Source organism: Nonomuraea sp. NPDC049152, assembly GCF_040648355.1.
Classification (GTDB): domain Bacteria; phylum Actinomycetota; class Actinomycetes; order Streptosporangiales; family Streptosporangiaceae; genus Nonomuraea.
On record NZ_JBEZDO010000021.1, the window covers coordinates 15618 to 39660 of the forward strand.

The window sequence follows — 24043 nt, forward strand, 5'->3', positions numbered from 1 at the left end:
CCCGCCCCCCTCTCGCCGACCACCAGACGACATCTCACCACCTGGATCCTCGACCGGCGGTCCTGTGGATGCGCGTCGGGTCGAGGGTGACGTCCCGCCTCCTCCATCCGGGTCCCCGTTTGAAGGGCCTGTGGATACGCGTGCCTCGCGCTGGGCGCCGGGCGATGTCGCGCCTGCCCCACGTCGGATCTCAGCCGACGGTATTGCCACACCCGCCTCCGGCTGGGCGTGGGACGACGACGAGGCTCTCCTCCTCTCCTCCACCACCGAGCGGAACCACCGCGACAACCTCGCCCCCGATCACGGTCGATCAGGCGACGACGCCCCCGCCACCCTCTCGCCACCCATCCCCACCTCCTTCGCCGCCTTCCGCGCCGCCGTCACCGCTCAAGCGCCGGCCCTCGACCCCGGACGCCCCGGTCTACGCGTCCTCCTGGTCCTCGGGCTCGTCGCCGCCATCGTGGGTGGGATCTATGCCTGGCGCTCCAGCCCCACCCCCGAACCCCTCGCCGCCCCACCCCCGATCAACGGCTCAGCCGCGCCCCCAGCCGTCGTCACCACCCCCACGGTCATGTCATCGGTGATGGTCCACGTCGCAGGCAAGGTACGAAAGCCGGGCGTCTACACCCTGCCCAGCGGATCCCGGGTCACCGACGCGGTCCAGGCGGCGGGCGGCGTACGCACCGGCACCCCCACCGGCTCGGTCAACCTCGCCAGACGCCTGATCGACGGCGAACAGATCGTCGTCGGCGCACCAGGCGCCCCAGGCGCAGGAGGAACCGTCGCCGCGGCACCCGTCTCCGACGTCCTCGACCTCAACGCCGCCACCCCCGACCAACTGGAGCAGTTACCAGGGGTTGGCGAGGTGCTCGCGGCCAGGATCGCCGAGTTCCGCACGACCCACGGCGGATTCCGCAGCATCGACCAACTTCGCGAGGTCACAGGAATCGGTGATCGAAAGTACGCCGAGCTGAAGGACAAGGTCCGCGTCTGACGCCATCCGAAGGGGAGCGTTCTGACAGCACCGCGTTTGTGTCCGGGCCGCGAGGGACGCGTCAGGACAGCGGGTGTGCGGGTCGCAAGAGTGCGCGCTCGGGCGACCACGAAGGGTGCGTTCGGATGGCAAGGGAGGTGAGGGAGCGGATGCCGCCGTCGAATCGGGGCCACCAGGCCGCGTCAGTGCCGAAAGCGCCAGATGATCAAGCTGCTCAGGACGGAGGCGGAGAATGTGCGCCTGCCTACTCGCTGGTCCTGGTGCTACCCGCGCTGGCTTCATGGGCGACGGCGCTGGTCCTGTTGGGCTGTCCCGCACCAGTGGGCGCGACTTGCGCGGCGGTGGCCGCCATGGGAGCCACCGCGATCCCGATCGTGGCCGCCTGTCGTCGCATCCCGGCCCCGATGATCCACCGCCTTGCCCACTCGCCCATCCCGCGCCCACCTAATACCCCCAGCAACCTCGTCTCGCTGGCCCGTGGTGTCTGGCGACGAGGCCACGAGTCGAGCCTGCCTTCGGATCAGCCCCCGAGGAAGCCTTCGGAACTGCCCCCGAGGAAGGGGCTCCGGCGCTCCAAGATCTGGGTCAACGTGGCCGTCGCAACGCTCGCCTGCGTCGCCGCGACCTCGGCAGGGGTGGCCTTCAGGGTGCATGCCGTCACCACCGGCCCGGTCGCCGAGCTGGCAGCCAGGGACGCCACCGTGCACGGCGACATCGTGCTCACCGGCGACCCCCGCGTGAGACACGCCAAAGCAGCCTTCCACGGCGAGAGCGTGGTCGTCGAAGCCACACTCGAATCCCTCGACACCCCTGACGGGCGGCTCGCCGTACACGCCCCTGTCATGGTGTTCGGATCAGGAGGCGGGTGGCGATCGCTTCTGCCCAGCCAGCGGCTGCGTGTGACCGGCAGGCTGGGCGCCGCCGAGCCGGGCGAACTGGTCGGCGCTGTGCTGCTCGTCCGCGGCCCGCCAGTGGCACTGTCCGCGCCCTCGGGCCTGCAGAAGGCCGCGGCTGAACTGCGGGCGGGGTTGCGCCGTGCGGCGGACGTCCTTCCGCCCGACCAGCGGGGTCTGCTGCCCGGCCTCGTGGTGGGCGACGTGTCGCGGTTGGATCCGAACATCAGCGCCGACTTCAAGGACGCCGGCCTCAGCCATCTGACCGCCGTCAGCGGAGCCAATCTCGCGATCATGTCAGGGGCGGTCGTGGCGCTGTCGCGGCTGGCGGGGATGCCGCTCGCCGTGCGGGCGGTCCTGGCGGCCGTCGCCATGCTCGCGTTCGCGGTCGTGGCCCGCCCTTCGCCGAGCGTGTTGCGTGCGCTGTTGATGGGGCTGGTCGGAGCGATCGCGCTCGGCACGGGCCGCGCCAGGGACGGTGTCGCGGCGCTGTCGGCGACAGTGCTGCTCCTGATCATGTTCGATCCCGGCCTGGCCCGCGAGTACGGCTTCGCGCTGTCAGTCTGCGCCACCGGCGGCATCCTGCTGCTCGCGCCGCGATGGCGCGACAGGCTGTCGGCCAGGATGCCGCGCTGGGCCGCTGAGGCCGTGGCCGTACCCGCGGCGGCGCAGGCGGCGGTCACCCCCGTGCTGGTGCTCATGGCCGGACAGCTACAGCTGGTCGCGGTGCCCGCCAACCTGCTGGCCGGTCCCGCGGTCGCGCCCGCTACCGTCATCGGGTTCGCGGCGGCGCTGGTGGCGCCCCTGTCGGTGGACCTGGCACGGCTGCTCGTGGTCCCCGCAGGCTACGCCGTCGGCTGGATCATCACCGTGGCCGAGCACGCCTCCCGTGTCCCCCTCGCCGGTCTCCCGTGGCCAGGCGGCCTCCCCGGGCTGCTCCTGCTGGCCGGGGCCGCCGCGGTGGCGTTCCCCCTGCTGCGGCGTGCGGGTGCGCGAACCATCGTCCTGGTCATGGGTACGGCGGGCCTGGCCACCGTACTCATCGCAGGACCGGTGATCGCCCCATGGCCGCCGCCTCGATGGCTGTTCGTGGCATGTGACGTTGGACAGGGTGACGCACTCGCGGTCGCCGCAGGGCCGGGGAAGGCCGTCGTCGTCGACACCGGGCCCGACCCCACCCTGATGGACCGCTGCCTCCGCGATCTGGACATCCGTGAGATACCGCTCGTCATCCTCACCCACCCGCACCGCGACCACGTGGGCGGCCTCGACGGCGTCTTCAGATCGGGGCGGCGTGTGGGCGCCGTCATCGTCAGCCCAGGCCGTGCCCCCGCCGCCGAATCCACGCGCATCTCGAACGACCTGATCAGACGCCGCATCCCCGAATGGGTCGCCACGCCGGGCGCCCGGTGGCGTTTCGGACCGTCCGAGCTGAACGTCCTCGGCCCTTCACCAGGCTCCGTGCCCAGTGGCCCAGGCGAGGGCAGCGTGATCAACAACGAGAGCGTGGTCGTCCTCGTGCGGTGGGCGGCAGGCTCCATCCTGCTCAGTGGCGACGTCGAGTCGGAGGCGCAGATGGAGTTACTGCGGGCGGGTCTGCCGCGCGCTGACCTGCTCAAGGTCCCCCACCACGGGTCCGTACGGCAGGATCCGCGCTTCCTCGCGGCGATCGGAGCGAGAGCGGCGTTGATCAGCGTGGGTTCGGACAACGGGTACGGGCATCCGGCGCCGCGCACGGTGGGGTTGCTGCACGGACTCGGCATGCGCGTCCACCGGACCGACCAGTCGGGCGCCCTCGCCGTCATCGACCAGTCGGGCCGCCTCGCGGTGGTGTCCAGTGGACGGCCCGACGGGTGACACGCCACCTCGCGACCTTGGCGGATGTCCAGGGAGGGTGGCCCGATGTGATGTGTCGCCACGGCTGCCTCGTGCTAGATCCAGGTCTCGTGGAGGTGGCGCCAGCGCAGGCCATGGGGAGCGGTGGTGTCGCGGACGAAGACGACGGTGGCACGGCGGCGGCGTGGGTCGGGGCCGTGGTGGTGCTCCTCGTACGTGGCTACGACAACGGTGTCGGCGCTGGCCACGACCTCCACGTCGAGGATCTCGATCGCGAGGTCGGGCGCCGCGCCGTGGGCGGGTTCGATCACGGCCAGCAGATGGGGCATCCGCAGCGTTTGGCCCTCTGGGGTCGTGTAGGCGAAGTCGGTGGTGTGAGCTCCGGCGAAAACGTCGAGCTCGGGTTGTGGGGCGCGTCCAGTGAGCCAGCTTTCGATGATCTCGTGATGGCGGACGATCTCAGCCCGGCAGTCGGCAGCTTCTGCGGTGAAGGCGCTGTCCTGTCGAGGCGCGGAGTTTGCGGTGTCGGCTGTCATCCGGCGATCTCCTTCCAGGGGCGGGAGGTGAGCCAGTCGTGCAGCCTGGTGAGGCGAACGCCGAGGGTGGCTTCGACGTCGGCGGAGTTCTGGCCGTAGAGGGTCTGGTCCTTCTCCGCGACCCAGCGGTAGGCCGAAGCCACACCTTCCGCTGTGGACGGACCGAAGGCGAAGGCCAGGCCTGCCTCGAACTCGTCGATGTCCTGGGCGACATACCGGACGGGGCGGCCGAGGACGGTGGTGAAGGCGGCGGCGAGTTGGGTTCCCGTCACGGAGTCTGGACCGCCGAGGTCGAAGGCGAGGAACTGCGTGCTGGTGGGGAGGTCGGCTGGGGCGGAAGGGGTGGTGGCTGCGAGGCCGGCCGCAGAGGAAGGGCTGGTCTCTAGAGGACTGGCAGCGGGGGCTGTGGTGGCCGGGAGGTTGGCCGCAGAAGGAGGGACGGTGGCTGGAGTGTCGGCGGTGGTGGAAGGAACGGTGGTCGGAAGGTTGGCGGAGATGGGAGCTGCGGGAGGGGTCGGAAGACCGGTGGAGGGGGTGGCGGTGGTCGGAAGGCTGGGGGAGGGGGTGGTGAAGAGATCGGGGGTGGTGAGGGCGGCGACGGTGGCGGTGGCGAGGTCGTCGTGGCTGAGCCAGGAGACCGGCACGTTCGCGGGCAAGGGATACCCCAGCACCCCCTCGTGGACGAGCGGCCCCGCCACCCAAGGCGCGCACAGGTTGTCCAGGTATACGGGTGGCCGTAGCACCACGGTCGGTACCCCCGAAGCCGCCAACACCGCCTCCGCGGCTCTGCGCGTCTCGAACGCCTTCACCGACGTGGGCCCGGACGGGATGCGGTTGCCCGTGTTGAACACCAGGCGCCGCACCCCCGCCTCGGCGGCCGCCGCGGCGATGTTGCGCACGTACGATTCCACGACGGCAGCCTCGTAGACCATGGGCAGCAGCACGCTGGCGTGTGTCACCCCGTCGAACGCGGCCCGTACGGCGGCGGCGTCCGCAAGGTCGCCGAGCGCGGGCTTCACGCCCTCGGGAAGCCCCATGCCGGTCCTGGTGAAGCCGCTCACCGCATGTCCCATACCGACCAGGCGTCGAGCCGTGGCACCGCCCTGGGCGCCGCTGGCTCCGATCACGAGAATGTTCATGCCGATCAGCTTGCCGACCGTGCCCGCTACGATCCATAAAGACGAGTCTTCAAGAGTTTAAGGATCGTCCGTGGATGAAGACCTGTTGAGCGAACTGCTGACCCCGCTCCGGCTGCACGGCGTCTTCCACAGCCGGTGGTCGGCGCACGCCCCGTGGGGAGTGGCAGGCGAGCGGGAGAACTGTGCGCTGCTCCACTACGTGCAGGAGGGCGAGTGCACGGTGGAGTTGCCCGAAGTGCCCGAGCCTGTACGGCTGCGCGCGGGCGACCTGGTCGTCTTCCCGCACGGGACCGCCCACCGCCTGGCCGATCGGCCGGGCGGGCCGACGGTGCCGCTCGCCTCGATGCTGCCCCGACGCGAGCCTGGCGCGGTGCGGACCGTGGAGATCGACGGCCCTGGGGAGATCACCACGATGCTGTGCGGGGGGCTGCACTACGACGGGGCCGCCGCGGCACCGCTGTACCAGGCGTTGCCTCCGCTGCTGGTGCTGGACAGGGAACTGCTCGAACGCCAGCCGCTGCTGTCGGGCACGCTCGACATGCTGGCGCGGGAGTGGGCGGGTGGCGAGCCGGGCGCGGCGCTGGTGGCGTTGCGGGCGTTCGAGCTGGTGTTCGTGCTGGCGCTGCGGGTGGCGTTGAGCGACCTGGACACCCCTGTGCTGCACGCCCTGCGGCATCCGGGGATCAGCAAGGCGTTGCTCGCGGTGCACACGAGGTTCGCCGAGCAGTGGACGCTGGAGTCGCTGGCAGGGGAGGCGGGGTTGTCACGGTCGGCGTTCGCGGCGAGCTTCCGCGAGCTGGTGGGGGAGGCGCCGATGCGGCACCTCACGGCGCGCAGGATGCAGGAGGCGGCGCGGTTGCTGAAGGAGTCGGCGCTGCCGCACAGCCGGATCGCCGAGCGGGTGGGCTATCGGTCGGGGGTGGGGTTTCACCTGGCCTTCCGCCAGTGGTCAGGGCAGACGCCGGGCGAATATCGGCGCTCGGGCGGGGCTACGGCTGGTGGAGCGTTGACCGCGCCACAGGTGTGAGGGCGCCTCTGGTGTGAGGGTTGCTTGGGGGTGAAGGCGCCTTGGGTGTGGCGGCGCCTCAGGTGTGGCGGCGCCTCGGGCGTTGTAGGCGATGCGGGGTCGCGGCGCTGCGGGGTGGTGGACTCTGGGAACGCCGGGATGTGGTGATGGGGGGTGACGGTGACGGCCGTGCCGGTGATGGGTGGTGGCGTGACCGTGAGGGAGTCGCGGTGATGGGGTGGGCGTGGGGTGTGGGCGGGGTGGCTGTGGTTGTTCGGTGAAGGGGAGGTGGGTGGGGGATTCACGTAACGGCGGCCGGGGGTGTGGGCCCGCAGTAGCGTGATGGACAGGCGGTCACCGGTGACCGCGGTGGCCTATCGGGTGCTTGCCGTACAGGAGAATTGACCGCATGGTGACGTTGGTCGTCGGGGACGAGGAGTTGCTGGCCGAGCGGGCCGTCGGTGTCGTGGTCGCCGCCGCGAAGGCGCAGGAGGCGGGCGCGGAGGTGCACGACCTGGTCGGCGGCAAGGTCGAGCCCGGCGAGCTGACCCGCCTGACCTCGCCCTCGCTCTTCGGCGACAGGTCGGTGGTGGTGATCAGGTCGGCGCAGGACCTGTCCAAGGAGACGATCGCCGAGGTTCTCGGCTACGCCAAGAATCCCGCCGACGACACGGTCCTCGTGCTGGTGCATCCGGGCGGCGTCAAGGGCAAGGCGCTGGTCGACGGGATCAGGAAGACCAAGGCGGACGTCGTCACCGTCAGCAAGATCACCAAGCCCGCCGAGCGCCTCGACTTCGTGAAGGGTGAGATCAAGCGCGCTGGCCGCACGATCACCGGCGAGGCCGCTCAGGCGCTGCTCGACGCGGTGGGCAACGACCTGCGCGAGCTGGCCGCGGCCTGCAGCCAGCTGGCGTTCGACACCGAGGCCAAGAGCATCGATCTGAACGCCGTCGCCCGCTACCACAAGGGCAGGGCGGAGGTGAGCGGGTTCACGGTGGCCGACTCGGCGGTCGAGGGTCGCCTGGCCGACGCGTTGGAGCAGGTGCGCTGGGCGCTCGGCACGGGGGTCGCGCCTGTGCTGCTGGTGAGCGCGCTGGCGAGGTCGTTGCGGTCGCTGGCCAAGGTGGGCGGTGCGGGGCGCAACGTCCAGCCTGCACAGCTCGGCATGGCCCCGTGGCAGGTCAACAACGCCAAGCGGCAGCTCAGGGGGTGGGGGCCCGAAGGGCTGTCCGCCGCGCTGATGGCGGTCGCCAACGCCGACGAGCAGGTCAAGGGCGGGGGCGCCGACCCCGCCTATGCGCTGGAGCACGCAATCCAGACGATCGTGGCGAGCAGGAACGGCCGATGATGATCTCCTGAGGGGTCCTGAAGCCGCTCGACGGCGATCTCCTCAGGCGTGCGAAGGGCACTCGATGGCGATCGATCTGCTGGGCGACTCGAAGGTCGCTCATGAGTTCATGAGCGCACCCACGACCCCACGGTGGCGATCATGAAGGGCGGCGGGCGGTTTCCAGGCTGACCAGCATGCGCTTGAGGAGTCCGTCGAGCGTCTCCTGCTCGCCCGGCTCCAGCGCGGCCACCATCTCCGCCTCCGCCGTCGCTCGGACCGCCATCGCCGCCTGCCACAGGTCGTGTCCCTTGGGGGTGAGCGCAACGTCGACCCTGCGTCTGTCCTCCTCACTGCGAATCCGGCGTACCAGTCCCGCCTTCTCCAGCGTGTCGATGCGCCCCGTCATCCCCGCGGGCGACAGCATCAGCTCGCTGGCCAGCTCCGACGGCGTCGCCTGCCGCGAGTCGCGGGACACGAGCCTGTGCAGGGTCTCGAACTCGAAGTCCTGGATCCCGACCTCGGCCAGCGCGGTCTCCTTGGCGAGGCGGACGTGCTTCACCAGGAACTGCATGCGCGTGATGATCGCCTCCACCCGCTCGTCGTAGGGCGCCTTGCCGCGCCAGCGCGAAAGGTGCTTGTCAACCGAATCATACGTTGACGAAACATTCGCTGGCGAACTATTATCCGAGGCCATGCTGACCAGACTAGTGATCGGCCGCGCACTCTCGGCGCTGGCGACCGCGCTCATCCCGACCACCTTGACGCTCGTCGTCCTCAGGATCACGGGCGACGCCTCCGACCTGGGTGTGGTGCTGGCGTGTGAGCTGGTCCCGATGCTGGTGCTGCTGCCGTTCGGCGGTGTGCTCGCCGAACGCTTCCCGCCGGAACGCGTCGCGTTGCTCGCCGACCTGACCAGGTGCGCGGCCCAGGCGGCGATCGGCATGGAACTCCTGCTCGGCGTGGAGAGGATCGCCGACCTGGCGGTGCTCGCGGCGGTCACCGGCGCCGCGGTCGCGTTCGGCACGCCTGCCGTACCCAGGCTGGTGGCGGCGACCGTGGAAGGACCGGCGCGGCTGCGCGCCAACGCGCGCATCAGCCTGGCCACCAGCCTGTCGGCCGTGGGCGCGCCCGCCCTCGCGGGCGCGCTGGTCCTGGGCGCGGGGCCCGGCTGGGCGTCGCTGGCTACCGCCGCCCTCTTCGCGGCCTCCGCGTTCACCCTCGGCGGCGTCCGTACGGCCAGGGCCGTCCCCACCGGCAAGCACTCGCCGACCAGGGGCTGGACGGAGATCAGACGACGCCCGTGGTTCCTGGTCAGCGTCATGGGCCATGGCGTCTGGCACTTCTGCGCGGGGCTGTTCCTCACCATCGGCCCGTTGATCACCATCCGGAGCGGTGAGGCCACGTGGGTGATCATCGTGCAGTCCGGCACGGTCGGCATGCTCGCGGGCGTGTTCGCCGCGCCCCGGCTGCCCATCCGCAGCCCGCTCGTCGGCTGCGCGGTCGGCGCGTCGCTCTACGCGGTGCCCCTGGCGGCGCTGGCCGTGCCGCTGAGCGGGTGGGCGGTGGCGGTCGCGTACGGGGTCGCGATGTTCGGTCTCGGCGTGCTCGTGCCGCTGTGGGAGACCGTCGTCGCCGACCGGATCCCCGTGGAGGCGCTGGGCAGGGTGCGCTCGTTCGACTCGCTGATCTCGTTCGCCAGCCGTCCGCTGGGCCTGGCCGTCGCCGCGCCGCTGGCCGGCTGGGCGGGTACGGCCCTGCCACTGTGGGTCGCCGCCATCGCGGTGGCCGCGGCGAGCCTCGGCGTGCTGGCCGTACGCGAGGTCAGGACTCCTGAAGCGCAGCCTCTCGCAGCACACCGTCGCTGATCTCCAGCACCCTGTCGGCAAGCGTGATCAGGCTCTGGTCGTGGGTGGCCACCAGCGCGGTGACACCCTCACTCCGCACCAGCGCCCTGATCAGCTGCATGATCTGCCGCCCGGTCTGCGAGTCGAGCTGCCCCGTCGGCTCGTCGGCCACCAGCAGGCGCGGCCTGTTGGCCAGGGACCTGGCGATCGCCACGCGCTGGCGCTGCCCGCCCGACAGCTCGTAGGGGCGCTGGTTGGCGTGCTGCTCCAGCCCGACCAGCGACAGCAGCATGCGCACGCGCCTGTCCCGCTCGTCGACGGGTGTGCGGGCCAGGCGCATCGGCACGCCGACGTTCTCGGCCGCCGACAGCACGGGGATCAGGCCGAAGGACTGGAACACGAAGCCCACCACGTCCCTGCGCAGCGCCAGCAGCCGGTCCTCTGGCAGCGAGGTCACCTCCTGCCCGGCAACCACCACGCGGCCCGCGTCAGGCTTGTCCAGCCCGCCGATCTGGTTCAGCAGCGTGGTCTTGCCCGAACCCGACCTTCCCCTGATCGCCACCAGCTCGCCGGGGTAGGCAGCGAAGGACACCTCGCGCAGCGCGACGACCTCCTTCGGCCCCGTCCTGTAGACCTTGCGCAGGCCCTCCACGACCACCAACGGCTCACTGCTCATCGGAAGCCTCCTCACGGGACGGCCACACGCCGATGTGGTCGGACTCGAGCTCGAGGCGCACCCTGCGCTCCATGTCGAGGGCGTTCATGAAGTCGCGCGGCAACTGCAGGCGGCCGACGCGGTCGAGGACGGCGTACTCCTCGGCGATGATCTCGCCCTCGGCGCCCTCCCTGCGCAGCGTCTCGCTGCTGGTACGGCCGTCGCGGATGCCGATCGTCCGATCGACCTGCTCCGACACCAGGGAGTCGTGCGTCACGATGACCACGGTGACGCCGAGCTCCCTGTTGGCCCTGCGCAGCGCCTCGAACACCTCCTCCGAGGTGTCGCTGTCGAGCTCGCCCGTCGGCTCGTCCGCCAGGATGAGCTGCGGCGAGTTGGCCAGCGCCACGGCGATCGCCACGCGCTGCTGCTCGCCGCCCGACATCTCCGACGGTTTCCTGCCCGCGCAGTAGTCGACGCCGAGCAGGGTCAGCAGCTCCATCGCGCGGTCCTTGCGGTTCCTGCCCGCCAGCTTCATGGGCAGCTCGACGTTCTCCCGCGCCGTCAGGTAGGAGAGCAGGTTGCGCGCGGTCTGCTGCCAGATGAAGCCGACGACCTCGCGCCGGTAGCGCAGCCTGTCCTTGGCCGTCATCGACAGCAGGTCCATGCCGGCCACCCTGGCCAGGCCCGCGGTCGGCACGTCGAGACCCGACAGCACGTTGAGCAGGGTCGACTTGCCCGAGCCCGACGCGCCGACGATCGCGATCAGCTCGCCCTTCTGGATCAGCAGGTCGAGGCCCTGGAGGGCGACGACCTCGACGCCCTCGGTCTTGTAGATGCGGACCAGGTTGTCGCAGACGATGTGCGCGTCACCGCCGAAGACGGCCCGCTCCCGCGTGGCCTGCGCTTCCAGGTCGGACATGGTGGGGGTGTTCGTCACTGGTCACCTACTCGTAGGACGGAGCCGAGGCCGCGCCGACGGCCGATGGCGGTGTGCGCGTACGCGCCGAGCACGGAGACCGCGGCGAGGCCCGCGGACAGCAGGATGGGCGTCAGGAGCTCGACGTTGGAGATCGAGCCGTAGTCGGTCACGGCGAGGCCGCCCGCGTAGGAGGACAGGTCCATACCGGGCCCCAGGGCCGCGGGCAGGCCGAGGCCGAGCGCGAGCCCGGCCAGGGCCGTGATCAGGATCATGGGGGAGATCTCCAGGACGGTCAGGCGGCGCGCCTGGCGAGGCGACAGCCCCAGCGTACGCAGAAAGGAGAGCGCGCCCGCGCGGGCCGGGCCCGTGATCACCAGCGTGAGCACGACGGCGACCAGGGAGTAGGCGGCCAGCGCGGCGGTGACGATGGTCAGGGTGGCCAGGACGGTCCCCGTCAGCGGCGAGCCCTTGATCGCGGCCAGCGCCTGGGCCCTCGACTTGACCACGGGCGGCAACCCGCCCTGCGTGCTCGCCGCCCTGAGCACCGCGGCCGGGTCGGCGGAACCCTTGACCAGCAGCACGTTCGGCCTGGTGGGCGCGCCCGCCCGCTCGTTGGCGTCGGCGGGCAGCACGACGAGGTTGCGCTGGGTCTCCAGGCCTGGGAAGCCGGTGACGGAGCCGCGCGGGTTCACCCGCATCGCCACCTGCCAGCGGACCGACAACGGTTCCCTGCCCAGCAGGGGCGAGGCGAGCGCGGGGGTGCCGGGGCCTCCGGGCCGCGCGGGCACCTCCAGCGGACCGCCTGCCACCAGGTCCCTGTAGGCGTCCAGGTCGATGGAGACGACCTTGATCGGGGTCCTGCCGACGACCGCGTCACCCGTCATCGCGGTGAGTACGCCCTCGACGCCCGGCACCCTCCTGACCCGCGCGACGGCCTCAGCGGTGATCGCGACGGGGTGCTCGACCCTGATGTCCGCGCCGACCTTCTGCCATGCGGCCAGCTCCTGGGTGCTGGAGACGCCGCCGGAGACGATCGAGGCGAACACCGACACGGCCAGCGCGGGCAGCAGGATCAGCACGGGGAGCACGGTGAACGACTTCGATCTGGCCGCCATCGTCAGGCCGAGGAACGGCACGGCGGGGCGGCGGCGCGCGGCCAGCCGTACGAACGCCCTGAGGGGGAAGGGGTAGCAGCGCAGGGTGATCAGGGACGCGGCCACCGCCAGCGCGACGGGGACGAGCAGCAGGAACGGGTCCGCGCCCTGCGCCGCCGCCTGGGTCGACACGCCGCGCGAGCGCACCAGGTAGGCCCCGACCAGGGCCAGCACGACGGTCGTCAGCTCCAGCGTGATCCGGCGGGGCGACGGCCGGGCGGCGGCCACGTCGTCGCGGCGCTCGTGCAGCGGCGCGCGGTGGGTGATCGCCAGCCTGGTCGCGGCGAACCCCGCCGCCGTCGCGAGCACGATCAGCGGGCCCATGTGGGCGATCGGCGTGACCGGCCCAGGCACCAGCCAGGACAGCAGGTAGCCCGCAACCGCCGCGGGTACGGCCGCGACGGCCACGACGGCCGTCCCCGCGCCGACGACCTGGCCCAGCGAGCCGCCTCGTGCGCGTGTCAGAGCGAGCGCGGCGTCCATCCGCTCGGCCATCAGCTGTACGGCGAGCACGATCACGCCCAGCGCCACCGCCAGCAGCCCGCCGAGCACCAGGAACATCGTCGTCTGCGCGGTGGACAGCGAGCCGGCGTAGCCCGTCAGCAGCCTGGGCAGGCCGGTCGCCACGCTGTTGGCCGCGTACTCGTCGGCCTCCAGCGCCACCGCGCCGCTGTAGTCCTTGAGCGACCTGAGCACCGAGGGCAGGTCGATGGCGACGGCCTTCCCCGGGTCGACGCCGAGCACCCAGGAGTAGACGGTCCTGCGGGCGCCGTAGTCGATGAGCTCGAGGCCCTTGTCGCTGGTCAGCGTCGTGACGTAGAGGTCGGGCTCCAGCTGGCCCGGTGGGAGCCGCTTGTCGACCGTGATCGTGTCGCGCTCGTGGTCCCAGTAGGGGTCGGCGGGGTTCCTCGGACGGTAGACGCCCGAGACCCTGACCGCGATCTGCTGACTCTGGCCGATGACCACGGTGCTGCCGATACGGAGCTTCATGGCGGTGGTCGCGCTCTCCGGCACCCCCACCTCGAGCAGCGGGATCGTGCCAAGCCTGCCCGCGTCGAAACTGCCCGGAGGGCCGGGCTCGCCGCCTTCGACCCAGGTCAGCCGCCGGTCGAAGTCGGAGAGCCAGGCCACGTTGACGTACTGCTTCGGCCGGTCGAAGGCGGGCGTGTCCACCGTCCTGACCGAGAAGTGGCTGGTGCCGCCGCTCGTCGCGATCGCGGCCAGCTCGGGCGGCAGCAGCGCGCGGAACGTCTGGTCCCTCGCCGCCAACTCCGCGCGCCTCCTGATGGGCGTGGCGTTCTGGGCCAGCACGCGCAGGTCCCTGTCCTGGGCGGTTGTCGCGGCGAGGGTCTGCCGGAGCCCCCGGTCGTAGGCCAGCTGGAGCGCTCGGGGCATGCCGGAGAGCAGCAGGCACGCGCTCAGCGTCAGGACCGACAGCACGGCGGCCGCGCCCGCGTGCGCCCGCATGAGCGTCAGGATCTTCACTGGTCCTCTCCGACGCGCAGGCCGCCCAGCCCCCGGCCGCGCAGCACGCGCGCCAGCCCCGCCACGATCGCGAACAGCAGCGCCGCGACCAGGACCAGCATCAGCGCGGTCGCGGGCCATGGGACGGCGAGCAGCACGTCGGGCGTGACGGCCGCGGCCTGCCCCGTCAGCACGATGTGGGGCACGACGAGGGCGCCGACCACGAGCGCCAGGATCGTTCCCGCGACCAGGGAGAGGACGATGACGAACGCCTGCTCGATCGCCAGCAGCGCGAACACCTGGCGGAAGCTGACGCCCAGCGCCCGCAGGATCGCGAACTCCGCGAGTCGCTCACGCGCCGCCACCGCCGCGCTGGTCAGGAACCCGAGCGCGGCGAAGACCAGCGCGGACAGGAAGCCGAGCGTCAGCGCGCCCTGCAGTCCGCCGGCCAGCGGGTCGTCACGGAATCGCGTGGTCAGCTCTCGCAGGTCGACGGCCGTGGCCACCCACTGCGGCCTGCTCGCCAGCACGTCCATCGCGGCGGCGGTGTCGCCGTCACGCGCGGCCAGCCACCACTCGGTGGCGGGGCGCAGCCGCTGCGCCGCCGCGAGCGCCCTGCCCTGCAGCGTGCCCCAGTCGACGAGGATCGAGGGCTGGTCGGGCTGGGTGCTCGGCATCCGGTCGACGACGCCTGCCACCTTCACCTCGATGTTGGCGCCGTCGAGGTTCACCGGCGCGACCTGGCCCGTGGTGAGCCGCAGCCTTTGGGCCAGGTCGGCGGTGAGGACGACGGGCAACGGCTTGAAGATCCGCTGTTCCTCAGACCCGCGAGGTGGGGCGAACAGGTCACCGTCGCCTTTCGCGGCGACGACGCTGAAGGCGGAGTTCTCGGCCGTGCCGGGGATCGGCAGTGTCCAGAGCCCGCCGTCCGAGGTCACCGGCTGCCTGGCCGCCCAGCGCAGCCCGGACGGCAGCGTGATACCAGGGTCGACGGTCACCGTGACGCCCGACGCCCTCACCACGAAGCCGCGCAGCCGCAGCGGGTGGGTGAGCCCTCCCGTACGGCCGGCGAGCGTCCTCAGGTCGAGCTCGACCCGGTTGACGCCTGCCCGCAGCGGGCCGGCGGGCAGTTCGCGCCAGACGCCGAGCCCGTCCTCCACCGCCACGCCCAGCTCGACGGGCCGGTCCCGCGGCCCGCTGACGCTCACGGTCAGCGGTAGCCGCTCGGGTATCGTCACCGGCTCGATCTCGGGGCGGGCCGAGCCGAGCCGTGCCGCCATCTCCCGCACGCCGTCCTCCGACAGGTCGGGGCGCAGCTTCAGCAGCGCCGCCAGCTTGCCGGAGTCCAACGCCATCAGCGTGGCGGGCTCCCCGCCCACCGTGGTCGGCCCCCTGAACGCGGGACTGGCCGCGGTGATGCCCGGCAGGCTTCCGAAGGCGGTGCCCCTGCCGAGAGCGCCGAGCTCGCGGGCCTCCGGCGGGCCCGAGACGCGCAGGTCGGCGCCTGCCTGGTGGCGGGCCTGGTCCTCCTGCGAGGAACGCCAGGTGGCGGCGGTGGCCATCGACACCACGCCGATCGCGATCGCCATCGTGAGCAGCAGCGCGGGGCCCGAGTAGCGGGCGGGCCTGCGGCTGACCTGCCAGGCACCGAGCGCGGGGGCCAGCCCCTCCCACCTGGTGGTGAACCGCTCCGCGAGCGCCGAGATCCTCGGCACCAGACGCAGGCCGAGCAGGCCTCCACAGAGCAGGGCGAGAGCGGGGCCAGTGATGATCAGCGGGTCGATGCCGATGTCGCCGCCCGCCGTGGCCGTCACGGGCGCGCCGTAGTGCCGCAGCTGCCAGATCGCCAGCGCCGCCAGCACCAGCAGCGCCACATCCGCACCCGCCCGCTGGACCAGCCCCCTGCCACCTGACCGTCCGCGCGCCGCCTGCTCGTCGACATAGGTTCGGCGGACGCCGCCCAGCGCCGGCAGGGCCAGCAGGACGGCGGAGGCCAGGGCCACGGCCACCGACACGGCGAACGTGCCGGGGACCGCCTCGGGCGCCGGCCGTACACCCGACGCCCTGATCCAGGGGATCGCGTTGACCAGGTGGAGCAGCGGCGGGCCGAGCAGCGGCGCAGCGATCGCGCACGGAAAGGCCACCACCAGCGCCTCGCCGCCGCCGAGCAGCGCGAGCCTGCCCGCGCCGGCACCCCTGGCGCGCAGCAGCGCCACCTCCATCCTGCGGTGGTCGGCCAGCAGGCGGGCGGTCAGCATGAGCGCGTAGGCGGCCAGCAGGAGCAGCTGCAGGACGGGGATCAGCATGGTCGAGCGGGCGACCAGCGATGCGGTGCCGAGCTGGGTCAGCATCTCGGGCAGCCGCGTGGTGGCCCTGCACTCGGGGCACCCGCTGTCCCTGAGCCGGTCCTGGAGCGGCACGAGGCCCTGGGCGAACGGGCGCAGCCGTTCGGGGGAGAGGCGGGTCAGGTCGGGCAGGGCCGTCCAGGTGGCGCTGACGTTCGTGGCGAACCGGGCGAGGAAGGTCTGCTCGGTGACCATCAGCGGGCCGAAGGTGGTGAAGTCGCCCACTTGGACGCCCGCGCTCAGCAGTTCCTCACCGGCCCAGCGATCGCCGAAGGTGTCGTCCAGCTGGAAGACGCCGGTGATCCGCACCTTGACGCGCTGCCTGGCGTCGATGCGGCTCTCGGTGGTGAACTCCTGGCCGGCCTTCAGCCCCGCCGCAGTGGCGGCGGACAGGGAGACGGCCGCCTCGACCCGCGTGGAGTCGGCTGCCGGCCATGCGCCGTCGACGAGCCTGGCGTGCCGGTCGAGGCCCTCGTAGCTGCTGAAGCGATACAGCTCGGGCTTGGCCTGCCGTTCCTGACCTGGGACGACGTAGGAGTCGGAGCGCATGCTCGCGGTGAGCGCGACGGGAGCGCCCGTGTAGACCTGGGCGGTGACGGTTCGGATCGCGCGCTCGACCCCGGGGAGGGAGGCGGCGGTGACGGGGGTGGTGATGGTGGCCGCGGTCGTCCTGATCGACGCGTTCTCGATCGTACGGCGCACCCCCGCGTCGGCGATCGAGGAGGCGTACATCGTCAGCGCGACGAGGGTCGTTGTGGCGAGGAGAACGGAGCCGAAGGCGGCCAGCAGGAGCAGTGGCTCGCTGGCGGCTCGCCTGAGTACCAGCGGAACGCGCGCCCGCATGTCGCCTCCGCTCTTTACTCGCTCCCGTTCTGTGAACCCTTGAGGACGATGCGGGGCGTCGGCAAGTCGATCTTCTCAACGGTGACACAGCCGATACGCTGGAGTGATGTCGAAACTGTGACACGTTCGCGACGAGGTCCGGATATTTCTGGTGTTGGCGCAGTGGTCAGCGCGTGGAGCGATCGGATCCGGATCTCATGCGCGGTTTCGGGAAGGTGCCGTCGCACACGAAAACGCCGCACTCCGAGATCGCGGAGTGCGGCGTCGCTGGTGCGTCTGCGACTACTTGGCAGCCTGCAGAGCGGCGGTGCGCTGAGCGATCGCCGACTTGCGGTTGGCGGCCTGGTTCTTGTGGATGACGCCCTTGCTGGCAGCCTTGTCGAGCTGGCGAGCGGCGGCGCGCTGCAGCGCCACGGCCTCGTCGACGTTGCCCTGCTCAGCGGCCTCGCGGAACTTGCGGATCGCCGTCTTCAGGGAAGACTTGACAGCCTTGTTGCGCAGACGAGCCTTCTCGTTCTGCTTGTTGCGCTTGATCTGGGACTTGATGTTCGCCACGAAGAAGCCTCGGTGAAGGTCAGGAATCGGATGGGGCGCGCGGGCTCGATGAGAGGGCGCGCCACACGCAGTTGTACAGGTTACCAATAATCCAGGTCGCCGCTCAAATCAACGACCTGCACCTCGCCAGCATACGTGGTGTCCTGCGGGCCCGACCTCCAGAACTCCCATCCGCGGGCCCGCTAGACCTCGCGTTCGGAGACCTCGCGTTCCGGGAGACCTTGCGGGTCCGAGTGTTCGGTGGGGGTTATGGGTGGTTCGGGGGGATGGCCCAGTGGTCGGTGTATTCCTTCCAGTCCTCCTCCGTCGCCGCGAAGTCCACGTACAGCGCCAGCCCGAACCCCTCCCGCCTGCCGTACGACGAAAGGGCGAGCCGAGCCCCCTCGCCCGCCCCCGCGACGCTCTCCGACCCGTCGAGGAACGGCACGCCGTGGTCGTGGTAGGCGGGCGCCCCGATGAGGATCGACGTCGTGGCGGGGGTGAGGTCGAGCGCGAGCTCCGCCTGCCGGACGACATACCCGCCGTACAGGGACTGCGCGGGCATGAACGAGTCGTAGGTCATGATCGCGACCTGGTCGGTGCGGCGGGCGACCTCCTGGTAGAAGCCGTGCGACCAGTACTTGTCGTGCCCGAGTGTCGCGCGGGCGGCCAGGCGCATGAGGGGGTACGGCTCGAGCTGCGGCGTCGACACCGAGAGGAGCTTGGTCAGCGGCCGGGTGCGGTCGAGCAGGTCGAGAAAGTCGGTGTCCCCGTCGCCGATCGGCTCGAAGTTGTAGTGGATGCCGTCGAACCCGAGGTCCATGATGTGCTTCGCCCCGGCGAGCACCCGGGCGCGGGCGGCGGGGTCGTCGAGGTCGAGGCCGTTCTTGACGGACTGTCCGAGCCAGGCCGAGACCCGCACGTCAGGCAGATGTTGCCGCCACCATTTCAGGAAATTTCCGGCGTTGGGATGCTTGGCGGGGTCGAGGGTGCCGTCCCATTCGAAGGGGCCGGAATGGACGAAGACGTCCCTGATGCCGGTGGTGCGCAGCCGTACCGCAAGGGCCTCCACATCGCGCTCGGTGCGGCGGCCGTCGACCCACGCGTGCCCGAGCCACAGCGCATCGTTACCCGTGCTCTTCGCCCAGGCCTCTGGCGCCCCGGTAAACTGAAGGCGGAGCGCCACTGCCACGAAGGCGGTGAGCGCGACCAGGACGGCCAAGGCCAGCGCCAGGACGCGCAGACCGCGGCGGATGACGGTTCGGGCAATCACCCGGGCATGTCACCATGAAAGACGCTTGACCTCAACCCTTGTCGAAACGGACTTCGGTGCGCAATCAGCCTGGCCAGACCGACCCCGCGTTGATCCGCAACTTCTGCATCATCGCGCACATCGACCACGGCAAGTCGACGCTTGCCGACCGGATGCTGCAGATCACCGGCGTGGTCGACGAGCGCTCCATGCGCGCGCAGTACCTCGACAGGATGGACATCGAGCGCGAACGCGGCATCACGATCAAGTCGCAGGCCGTGCGACTGCCGTGGAACGGCCACGTCCTCAACATGATCGACACGCCGGGCCACGTCGACTTCACCTACGAGGTCTCGCGGTCGCTGCAGGCGTGTGAGGGCGCGATCCTCCTGGTCGACGCCGCGCAGGGCATCGAGGCGCAGACGCTGGCCAACCTCTACCTGGCCATGAACAACGACCTGCACATCATCCCGGTGCTCAACAAGATCGACCTGCCCGCCGCGCAGCCGGAGAAGTTCGCCGAGGAGCTGGCGGGGCTCATCGGGTGCGACCCCTCCGACGTGCTCAGGGTGTCCGGCAAGACCGGCGTGGGCGTGGCCGAGCTGCTCGACCATGTGGTGGCGACCGTGCCCGCGCCCGTGGGCCGGGCCGAGGCGCCGGCGCGGGCGCTGATCTTCGACTCCGTGTACGACACGTACCGCGGCGTCGTCACCTACGTCAGGGTCGTCGACGGCCACCTCGGCAAGCGCGAGCGCATCCTCATGATGTCGACCAGCGCCCACCACGAGACGCTGGAGATCGGCGTCATCTCACCCGAGCCGACCATCGCCGACAAGGGCCTCGGCGTGGGCGAGGTGGGCTACCTGATCACCGGCGTGAAGGACGTGCGCCAGTCGCGGGTCGGTGACACCATCACCTCCGCGGTCAAGCCCGCCGGTGAGATGCTGGCCGGCTACGACCACCCCAAGCCGATGGTCTTCTCCGGGCTCTACCCGATCGACGGAGACGAGTACCCCGAGCTCCGCGAGGCTCTCGACAAGCTGCAGCTCAACGACGCCGCGCTGGTCTACGAGCCGGAGACCTCCGCCGCGCTGGGCTTCGGGTTCCGCGTCGGCTTCCTCGGCCTGCTCCACATGGAGATCGTCCGCGAGCGTCTGGAGCGCGAGTTCGGCCTGTCGCTGATCTCCACCGCGCCGAACGTGGTCTACCGCGTCGTCATGGAGGACGGCAAGGAGCTCACGGTCACCAACCCGTCGGAGTTCCCGACCGGCGGCAAGATCGCGCAGGTCTTCGAGCCGGTCACCAAGTCGACGATCCTGGCCCCGTCCGAGTTCATCGGCGCGATCATGGAGATCTGCCAGGGGCGGCGCGGCCAGTTGCTCGGCATGGACTACCTGTCGGAGGACCGCGTCGAGATCCGCTACACACTGCCGATGGGCGAGATCATCTTCGACTTCTTCGACCAGCTCAAGTCGCGCACCCGCGGCTACGCCTCGCTCGACTACGAGCCCGCGGGCGAGCAGGAGGCCGACCTGGTCAAGGTCGACATCCTGCTGCAGGGTGAGCCCGTCGACGCCTTCAGTGCGATCGTGCACAAGGACAAGGCGTACGGCTACGGCGTCGACATGGCCAAGAAGCTGCGCGAGCTGATCCCCAGGCAGCAGTTCGAGGTGCCGATCCAGGCGGCCATCGGCGCGCGCGTCATCGCCCGAGAGAACATCAGGGCGATCAGGAAGGACGTCCTCGCCAAGTGCTACGGCGGCGACATCTCGCGTAAGCGCAAGCTGCTGGAGAAGCAGAAGGAAGGCAAGAAGCGCATGAAGATGGTGGGCAGGGTCGAGGTGCCCCAGGAGGCCTTCGTCGCCGCGCTGTCCACCGAGTCCAGCGTGGACAAGGCCAAGAAGTAGCCACAAGCGAAAGGCCCGGTGCTCGACGCCCGGCCCTTTCCAGACGGCGGTCTGGACGTCATGGTGGCCTTCTGAATTTGTCGGTGCGGTGCCGTAGCTTCTCCACTGATCGAACACGTGTCCGACAATGGAGGTGGCATGGACGGCGACAACGCCGAGTCCGAGCGGTTCGTCAAGGCCGCCATGCTGGGCGTGGCGGTGGCCGAGGAGACCCGGCGGCTGCTGCGGCTGCACTTCACGCCGAGCGAGGTGGGCACCGACGGGAGGGTGCACGTGGAGGTGCCTTACCCCGACTCGGCGGTGGTGGAGGCGGTGCTCGATGTGGCGGCGGAGTGTTTCGGGGAGAAAGGGGCCTCGGTCGAGGAGATGCGGCGGGCCGCGCTTGACAGCTTGTTACAACTGGCCGAGTTCGACGAGGAGTCGCTGCTGAACCGGCCAGCCTGCTGACGCTCGGTCAGGGGACCAGTCCGTGCCGGAAGGCGTGGGCGACGGCTTGCGCGCGGGTGGTGACCTGGATCTTGGCGAACAGGTTGTTGATGTGAGTCTTTTATGCGGGTTTGCGGGCGATGTCCCGCGATGATCTCGGCGGCGGAGACAGGCACGCGCGCCTCCGTGCGCGTCGGCCGGCGGTCACCGTCGTTGGTGGTCCAGGTCGACGGCGGAGGTGACGGCAGGCCCGGCACGAGGACGCAGGCCCGGCGCCAGGACGCGGGGACGGCGCGAACCCCTTGCGCCGTCCCCGCGAGTCATGGTCCCCGCCTGCCGCTCAGCATGCTCGCGGCAGGCGGGGAAGGTCAGCGGAGGATCTGGTAGAGAGCCGAGGTGAGCGAGGCCCTGGCGTCGTCCTGGTCGATGGACCACATCATCGAACCGCCCAGCCCCTTCAGCCTGATGTAGGTCGCCTTCTGCGCCAGCACCGCCGGATCGTCGTACGACCAGAACTCGTTCCCGTCGTACAGCCACACCGTGCCGGTCCGCAGGTCGCGGAAGCGCTTGCCAGGCTTGCCCACCAGGTCCTTGTAGTCCTCGGTGCCGGCCGCCCACTTGCCGGGCGCGGGCCCTGTCGCGGGCTTGTACAGGCCGTCGCCGCCGGCGGTGACCCCGGTCCAGCCCTGGCCGTAGGCGGGGACGCCGACCACGATCTTCCTGGCGGGAGCGCCGCGCGACAGGTAGTCGCGGACGGTCTGGTCGACGCTGTAGCGCACCGGGTTCGGGTCGCGGCGGTCGGTGAGGAGGTTGCCGTTGTGCCCGGTCTGCGCCTCCCATGAGCCGCGCAGGTCGTACCCCTGGACGGTGGCGAAGTCGAGCAGCTTGAACACCTTGCGCACCTCGAACCCGGCGTCGATCTTCGTCGCCGCGGCAGGGAGGAAGGCGGTGAGCTCGGCGGAGCGGGAGTGCGCGTTCATCCGCGACCTGAGCTCGGCCAGGAAGAGCGTGAAGTTCCGCTTGTCCTCCGGCCTGATCACGTTGCCCGGCGAGCCCTCGGAGCCCGGCCACTCCCAGTCGAGGTCGAGGCCGTCGAACACGCCCGCGCCGGCGCCCGCCTCGAGTCCAGGCAGGTTGCCCTTGAGCCACATGTCGACGCAGGAGGTGGCGAGCTTGGCGCGCGCTTCGGGGGTGAGGACGGCGTCGGAGAAGGAGCGGGAGCCCGTCCAGCCGCCGAGGGAGAGCAGGACACGCAGCCCGGGGTGCTTGGCCTTGAGCTTGCGCAGCTGGTTGAGGTTGCCGTTGAGCGCCTGGCCTGGGGCGTCGGCGACGCCGTCCACGCTCTGCTCGGCGGGCACGGGGCGCTGCCAGTCGGCCCACGGGTCGGCGGAGACGCAGGTGCCGTCGGCGCCCACGAAGCCGAAGGCGTAGTTGACGTGGGTCAGCTTGGCGGCCGCGCCGCTGGCGTCCATGTCCTTGACGTGGAAGTTCCTGCCGTAGACGCCCCATTGGATGAAGTAGGCGACTCGCTTGAACCCGCCGTGGGCCTCGGCGGGCAGCGCCACTGCCGTCAGACCCAGGACTAAGCAGGACAGGACGATGAGGGCTCTCTTCACGGGCGTCTCCAGTGGCGCACTTATAGGAAACTTTCCTTAAAGTTGACCCGGATCGTAGGCCCGCCCGATCGGCTCGTCAATGGGGGGGACAAGGTGGTCCGCGACGCACGGCAGACTGGAAGCGTGCCATCCACCCTTCCCGACGGCGATCCCGCGCCCGCGTCGGGCGAACTGCCCGCGAGCGCGCTGAACGGCCTGGGCGAGCGCCCCTTCGGCTTCTACGTTCACGTGCCCTTCTGCGTGACCCGCTGCGGCTACTGCGACTTCAACACCTACACCGCCGCCGAGCTGGGCCCTGGCGCCTCCCACCGCGACTACGCCGACACCGCCATCGAGGAGGTACGGCTGGCCCGCCGCGTCCTCGGCGACGCAGGGCTGCCCGTCGAGACCGTGTTCTTCGGCGGGGGCACGCCCACGCTGCTCCCCGCGACCGACCTGGCCAGGATCCTGCGCGCGATCGACGAGGAGTTCGGCCTGGCCGAGGGTGCCGAGGTGACGACCGAGGCCAACCCCGAGTCGGTCGACCCCGCCTACCTGGAGAAGCTGCGCGAGGGCGACTTCAATCGCGTCAGCTTCGGAATGCAGAGCGCCAGGGAACACGTGCTGAAGGTCCTCGACAGGCACCACACCCCCGGGAGGGCGGCGCAGGCCGTACAGGAAGCGAAGAAGGCCGGGTTCGACCACGTCAACCTGGACCTGATCTACAGCACCCCCGGAGAGAGCGACGACGACTGGCGGGCGTCGCTGCGGGCGGCGATCGAGGCCGAGCCCGACCACGTCTCCGCCTACTCGCTGATCGTCGAGGACGGCACCAGGCTGGCGGCCAGGATCAGGCGCGGCGAGCTGCCGATGCCCGACGACGACGTGGCGGCCGACCGCTACCTCATCGCCGATGAGATGCTGTCGCAGGCGGGCTTCGAGTGGTACGAGGTGTCGAACTGGGCCACCTCCGACGCGGGCAGGTGCCGGCACAACCTGCTCTACTGGACCGGCGGCGACTGGTGGGCGGTCGGGCCGGGGGCACACAGCCACGTCGGCGGCACCCGCTGGTGGAATGTCAAGCATCCGGCCGCCTACGCGCAGCGCCTGGCGGCGGGCGCCTCGCCCGCGCACGCACGCGAGGTGCTCGCCGCCGACGACCGCGAGGTGGAGCGGCTGATGCTGGAGCTGAGGCTGGTCTCCGGCTATCCGCTGGCCGACGTGGCGGGCGACGCGCGCACCGTCGTGGCCAGGGCGCTGGGTGACGGGCTGCTGGAGACCGAGCCGTTCAAGGCGGGGCGCATGGTCCTCACCCTGCGCGGGCGGTTGCTGGCCGACGCTCTGATCCGTGACCTGACCATTTGACGC

19 protein-coding genes are annotated in these 24043 nt (G+C 70.9%); 8 read left to right on the top strand and 11 right to left on the bottom strand.

Annotated features, from left to right (window positions below):
• Positions 1-130: 130 nt before the first annotated feature.
• Positions 131-994, top strand: coding sequence for a ComEA family DNA-binding protein (locus tag AB0B45_RS32310; RefSeq protein WP_358138311.1), 864 nt, complete (start codon positions 131-133; stop codon positions 992-994).
• 244 nt (positions 995-1238) lie between these two features.
• On the opposite strand, the gene AB0B45_RS32315 is transcribed toward AB0B45_RS32310, so the two are convergent.
• On the bottom strand, positions 1239-1427 hold the full coding sequence (locus AB0B45_RS32315) for a hypothetical protein (RefSeq protein WP_358138313.1): 189 nt from the start codon (positions 1425-1427) through the stop codon (positions 1239-1241).
• 157 nt (positions 1428-1584) lie between these two features.
• Here AB0B45_RS32315 and AB0B45_RS32320 point away from each other — a divergent pair, with 157 nt between their 5' ends.
• A complete protein-coding gene (locus AB0B45_RS32320; RefSeq protein WP_358138314.1) occupies positions 1585-3744 on the top strand; it encodes a ComEC/Rec2 family competence protein in 2160 nt (719 codons plus the stop codon).
• A gap of 74 nt (positions 3745-3818) precedes the next feature.
• Here the strand turns inward: AB0B45_RS32320 and AB0B45_RS32325 are convergent, their stop codons facing one another.
• Together AB0B45_RS32325 and AB0B45_RS32330 are read right to left on the bottom strand one after the other, a co-directional pair.
• Positions 3819-4259 (bottom strand): DUF4440 domain-containing protein, encoded by a 441-nt coding sequence (locus AB0B45_RS32325; RefSeq protein WP_358138316.1) that lies wholly within the window; start codon positions 4257-4259, stop codon positions 3819-3821.
• Entirely contained in the window at positions 4256-5398 is a 1143-nt protein-coding gene (locus AB0B45_RS32330; RefSeq protein WP_358138318.1) for an NmrA family NAD(P)-binding protein, read from the bottom strand. The genes AB0B45_RS32325 and AB0B45_RS32330 overlap by 4 nt, the downstream gene beginning before the upstream one ends.
• A 70-nt stretch (positions 5399-5468) precedes the next feature.
• On the opposite strand from AB0B45_RS32330, the gene AB0B45_RS32335 reads away from it, so the two are divergent.
• The gene (locus AB0B45_RS32335; protein WP_358138319.1) at positions 5469-6425 is read left to right on the top strand and encodes an AraC family transcriptional regulator; all 957 of its coding nucleotides are present in this window, start codon (positions 5469-5471) and stop codon (positions 6423-6425) included.
• Between the two features lie 388 nt (positions 6426-6813).
• Positions 6814-7752 carry a DNA polymerase III subunit delta gene (gene holA / locus AB0B45_RS32340; RefSeq protein WP_358138321.1) on the top strand — a complete coding sequence of 313 codons (939 nt, stop codon included), beginning with the start codon at positions 6814-6816 and terminating at the stop codon, positions 7750-7752.
• Positions 7753-7891: 139 nt separating this feature from the next.
• Here holA and AB0B45_RS32345 read toward each other — a convergent pair whose 3' ends face one another.
• The gene (locus AB0B45_RS32345) at positions 7892-8305 is read right to left on the bottom strand and encodes a MarR family transcriptional regulator (RefSeq protein WP_358138323.1); all 414 of its coding nucleotides are present in this window, start codon (positions 8303-8305) and stop codon (positions 7892-7894) included.
• Positions 8306-8426: 121 nt separating this feature from the next.
• Between AB0B45_RS32345 and AB0B45_RS32350 the strand changes: the two genes are divergently transcribed.
• On the top strand, positions 8427-9599 hold the full coding sequence (locus AB0B45_RS32350) for an MFS transporter (RefSeq protein WP_358138325.1): 1173 nt from the start codon (positions 8427-8429) through the stop codon (positions 9597-9599).
• Here AB0B45_RS32350 and AB0B45_RS32355 read toward each other — a convergent pair.
• From AB0B45_RS32355 to AB0B45_RS32380, 6 genes are all read right to left on the bottom strand, one after another.
• Positions 9556-10254: an ABC transporter ATP-binding protein gene (locus tag AB0B45_RS32355; protein ID WP_358138327.1), complete on the bottom strand. Its 699-nt coding sequence runs from the start codon at positions 10252-10254 to the stop codon at positions 9556-9558. The genes AB0B45_RS32350 and AB0B45_RS32355 overlap by 44 nt on opposite strands.
• The gene (locus AB0B45_RS32360) at positions 10244-11173 is read right to left on the bottom strand and encodes an ABC transporter ATP-binding protein (RefSeq protein ID WP_358138329.1); all 930 of its coding nucleotides are present in this window, start codon (positions 11171-11173) and stop codon (positions 10244-10246) included. The genes AB0B45_RS32355 and AB0B45_RS32360 overlap by 11 nt, the downstream gene beginning before the upstream one ends.
• The gene (locus tag AB0B45_RS32365) at positions 11170-13794 is read right to left on the bottom strand and encodes a hypothetical protein (protein WP_358138330.1); all 2625 of its coding nucleotides are present in this window, start codon (positions 13792-13794) and stop codon (positions 11170-11172) included. Before AB0B45_RS32365 ends, AB0B45_RS32360 begins: the two co-directional genes overlap by 4 nt.
• Complete coding sequence (locus AB0B45_RS32370) at positions 13791-16961, bottom strand: ABC transporter permease (RefSeq protein ID WP_358138332.1); 3171 nt, start codon at positions 16959-16961, stop codon at positions 13791-13793. Before AB0B45_RS32370 ends, AB0B45_RS32365 begins: the two co-directional genes overlap by 4 nt.
• Positions 16962-17243: 282 nt before the next feature.
• A complete protein-coding gene (gene rpsT / locus AB0B45_RS32375) occupies positions 17244-17516 on the bottom strand; it encodes a 30S ribosomal protein S20 (RefSeq protein ID WP_358138334.1) in 273 nt (90 codons plus the stop codon).
• A 247-nt stretch (positions 17517-17763) separates the two neighbouring features.
• The gene (locus AB0B45_RS32380; protein WP_358138336.1) at positions 17764-18768 is read right to left on the bottom strand and encodes a hypothetical protein; all 1005 of its coding nucleotides are present in this window, start codon (positions 18766-18768) and stop codon (positions 17764-17766) included.
• Between the two features lie 56 nt (positions 18769-18824).
• On the opposite strand from AB0B45_RS32380, the gene lepA reads away from it, so the two are divergent.
• Both lepA and AB0B45_RS32390 read left to right on the top strand, forming a co-directional pair.
• The gene (gene lepA, locus AB0B45_RS32385; RefSeq protein ID WP_358138338.1) at positions 18825-20654 is read left to right on the top strand and encodes a translation elongation factor 4; all 1830 of its coding nucleotides are present in this window, start codon (positions 18825-18827) and stop codon (positions 20652-20654) included.
• Positions 20655-20792: 138 nt separating this feature from the next.
• Complete coding sequence (locus AB0B45_RS32390; RefSeq protein WP_358138340.1) at positions 20793-21101, top strand: hypothetical protein; 309 nt, start codon at positions 20793-20795, stop codon at positions 21099-21101.
• 347 nt (positions 21102-21448) lie between these two features.
• On the opposite strand, the gene AB0B45_RS32395 is transcribed toward AB0B45_RS32390, so the two are convergent.
• The gene (locus tag AB0B45_RS32395; RefSeq protein WP_358138342.1) at positions 21449-22696 is read right to left on the bottom strand and encodes a glycoside hydrolase family 18 protein; all 1248 of its coding nucleotides are present in this window, start codon (positions 22694-22696) and stop codon (positions 21449-21451) included.
• Positions 22697-22819: 123 nt separating this feature from the next.
• Between AB0B45_RS32395 and hemW the strand changes: the two genes are divergently transcribed.
• Complete coding sequence (gene hemW, locus AB0B45_RS32400; RefSeq protein WP_358138344.1) at positions 22820-24040, top strand: radical SAM family heme chaperone HemW; 1221 nt, start codon at positions 22820-22822, stop codon at positions 24038-24040.
• The last annotated feature ends 3 nt before the right edge of the window (positions 24041-24043 follow it).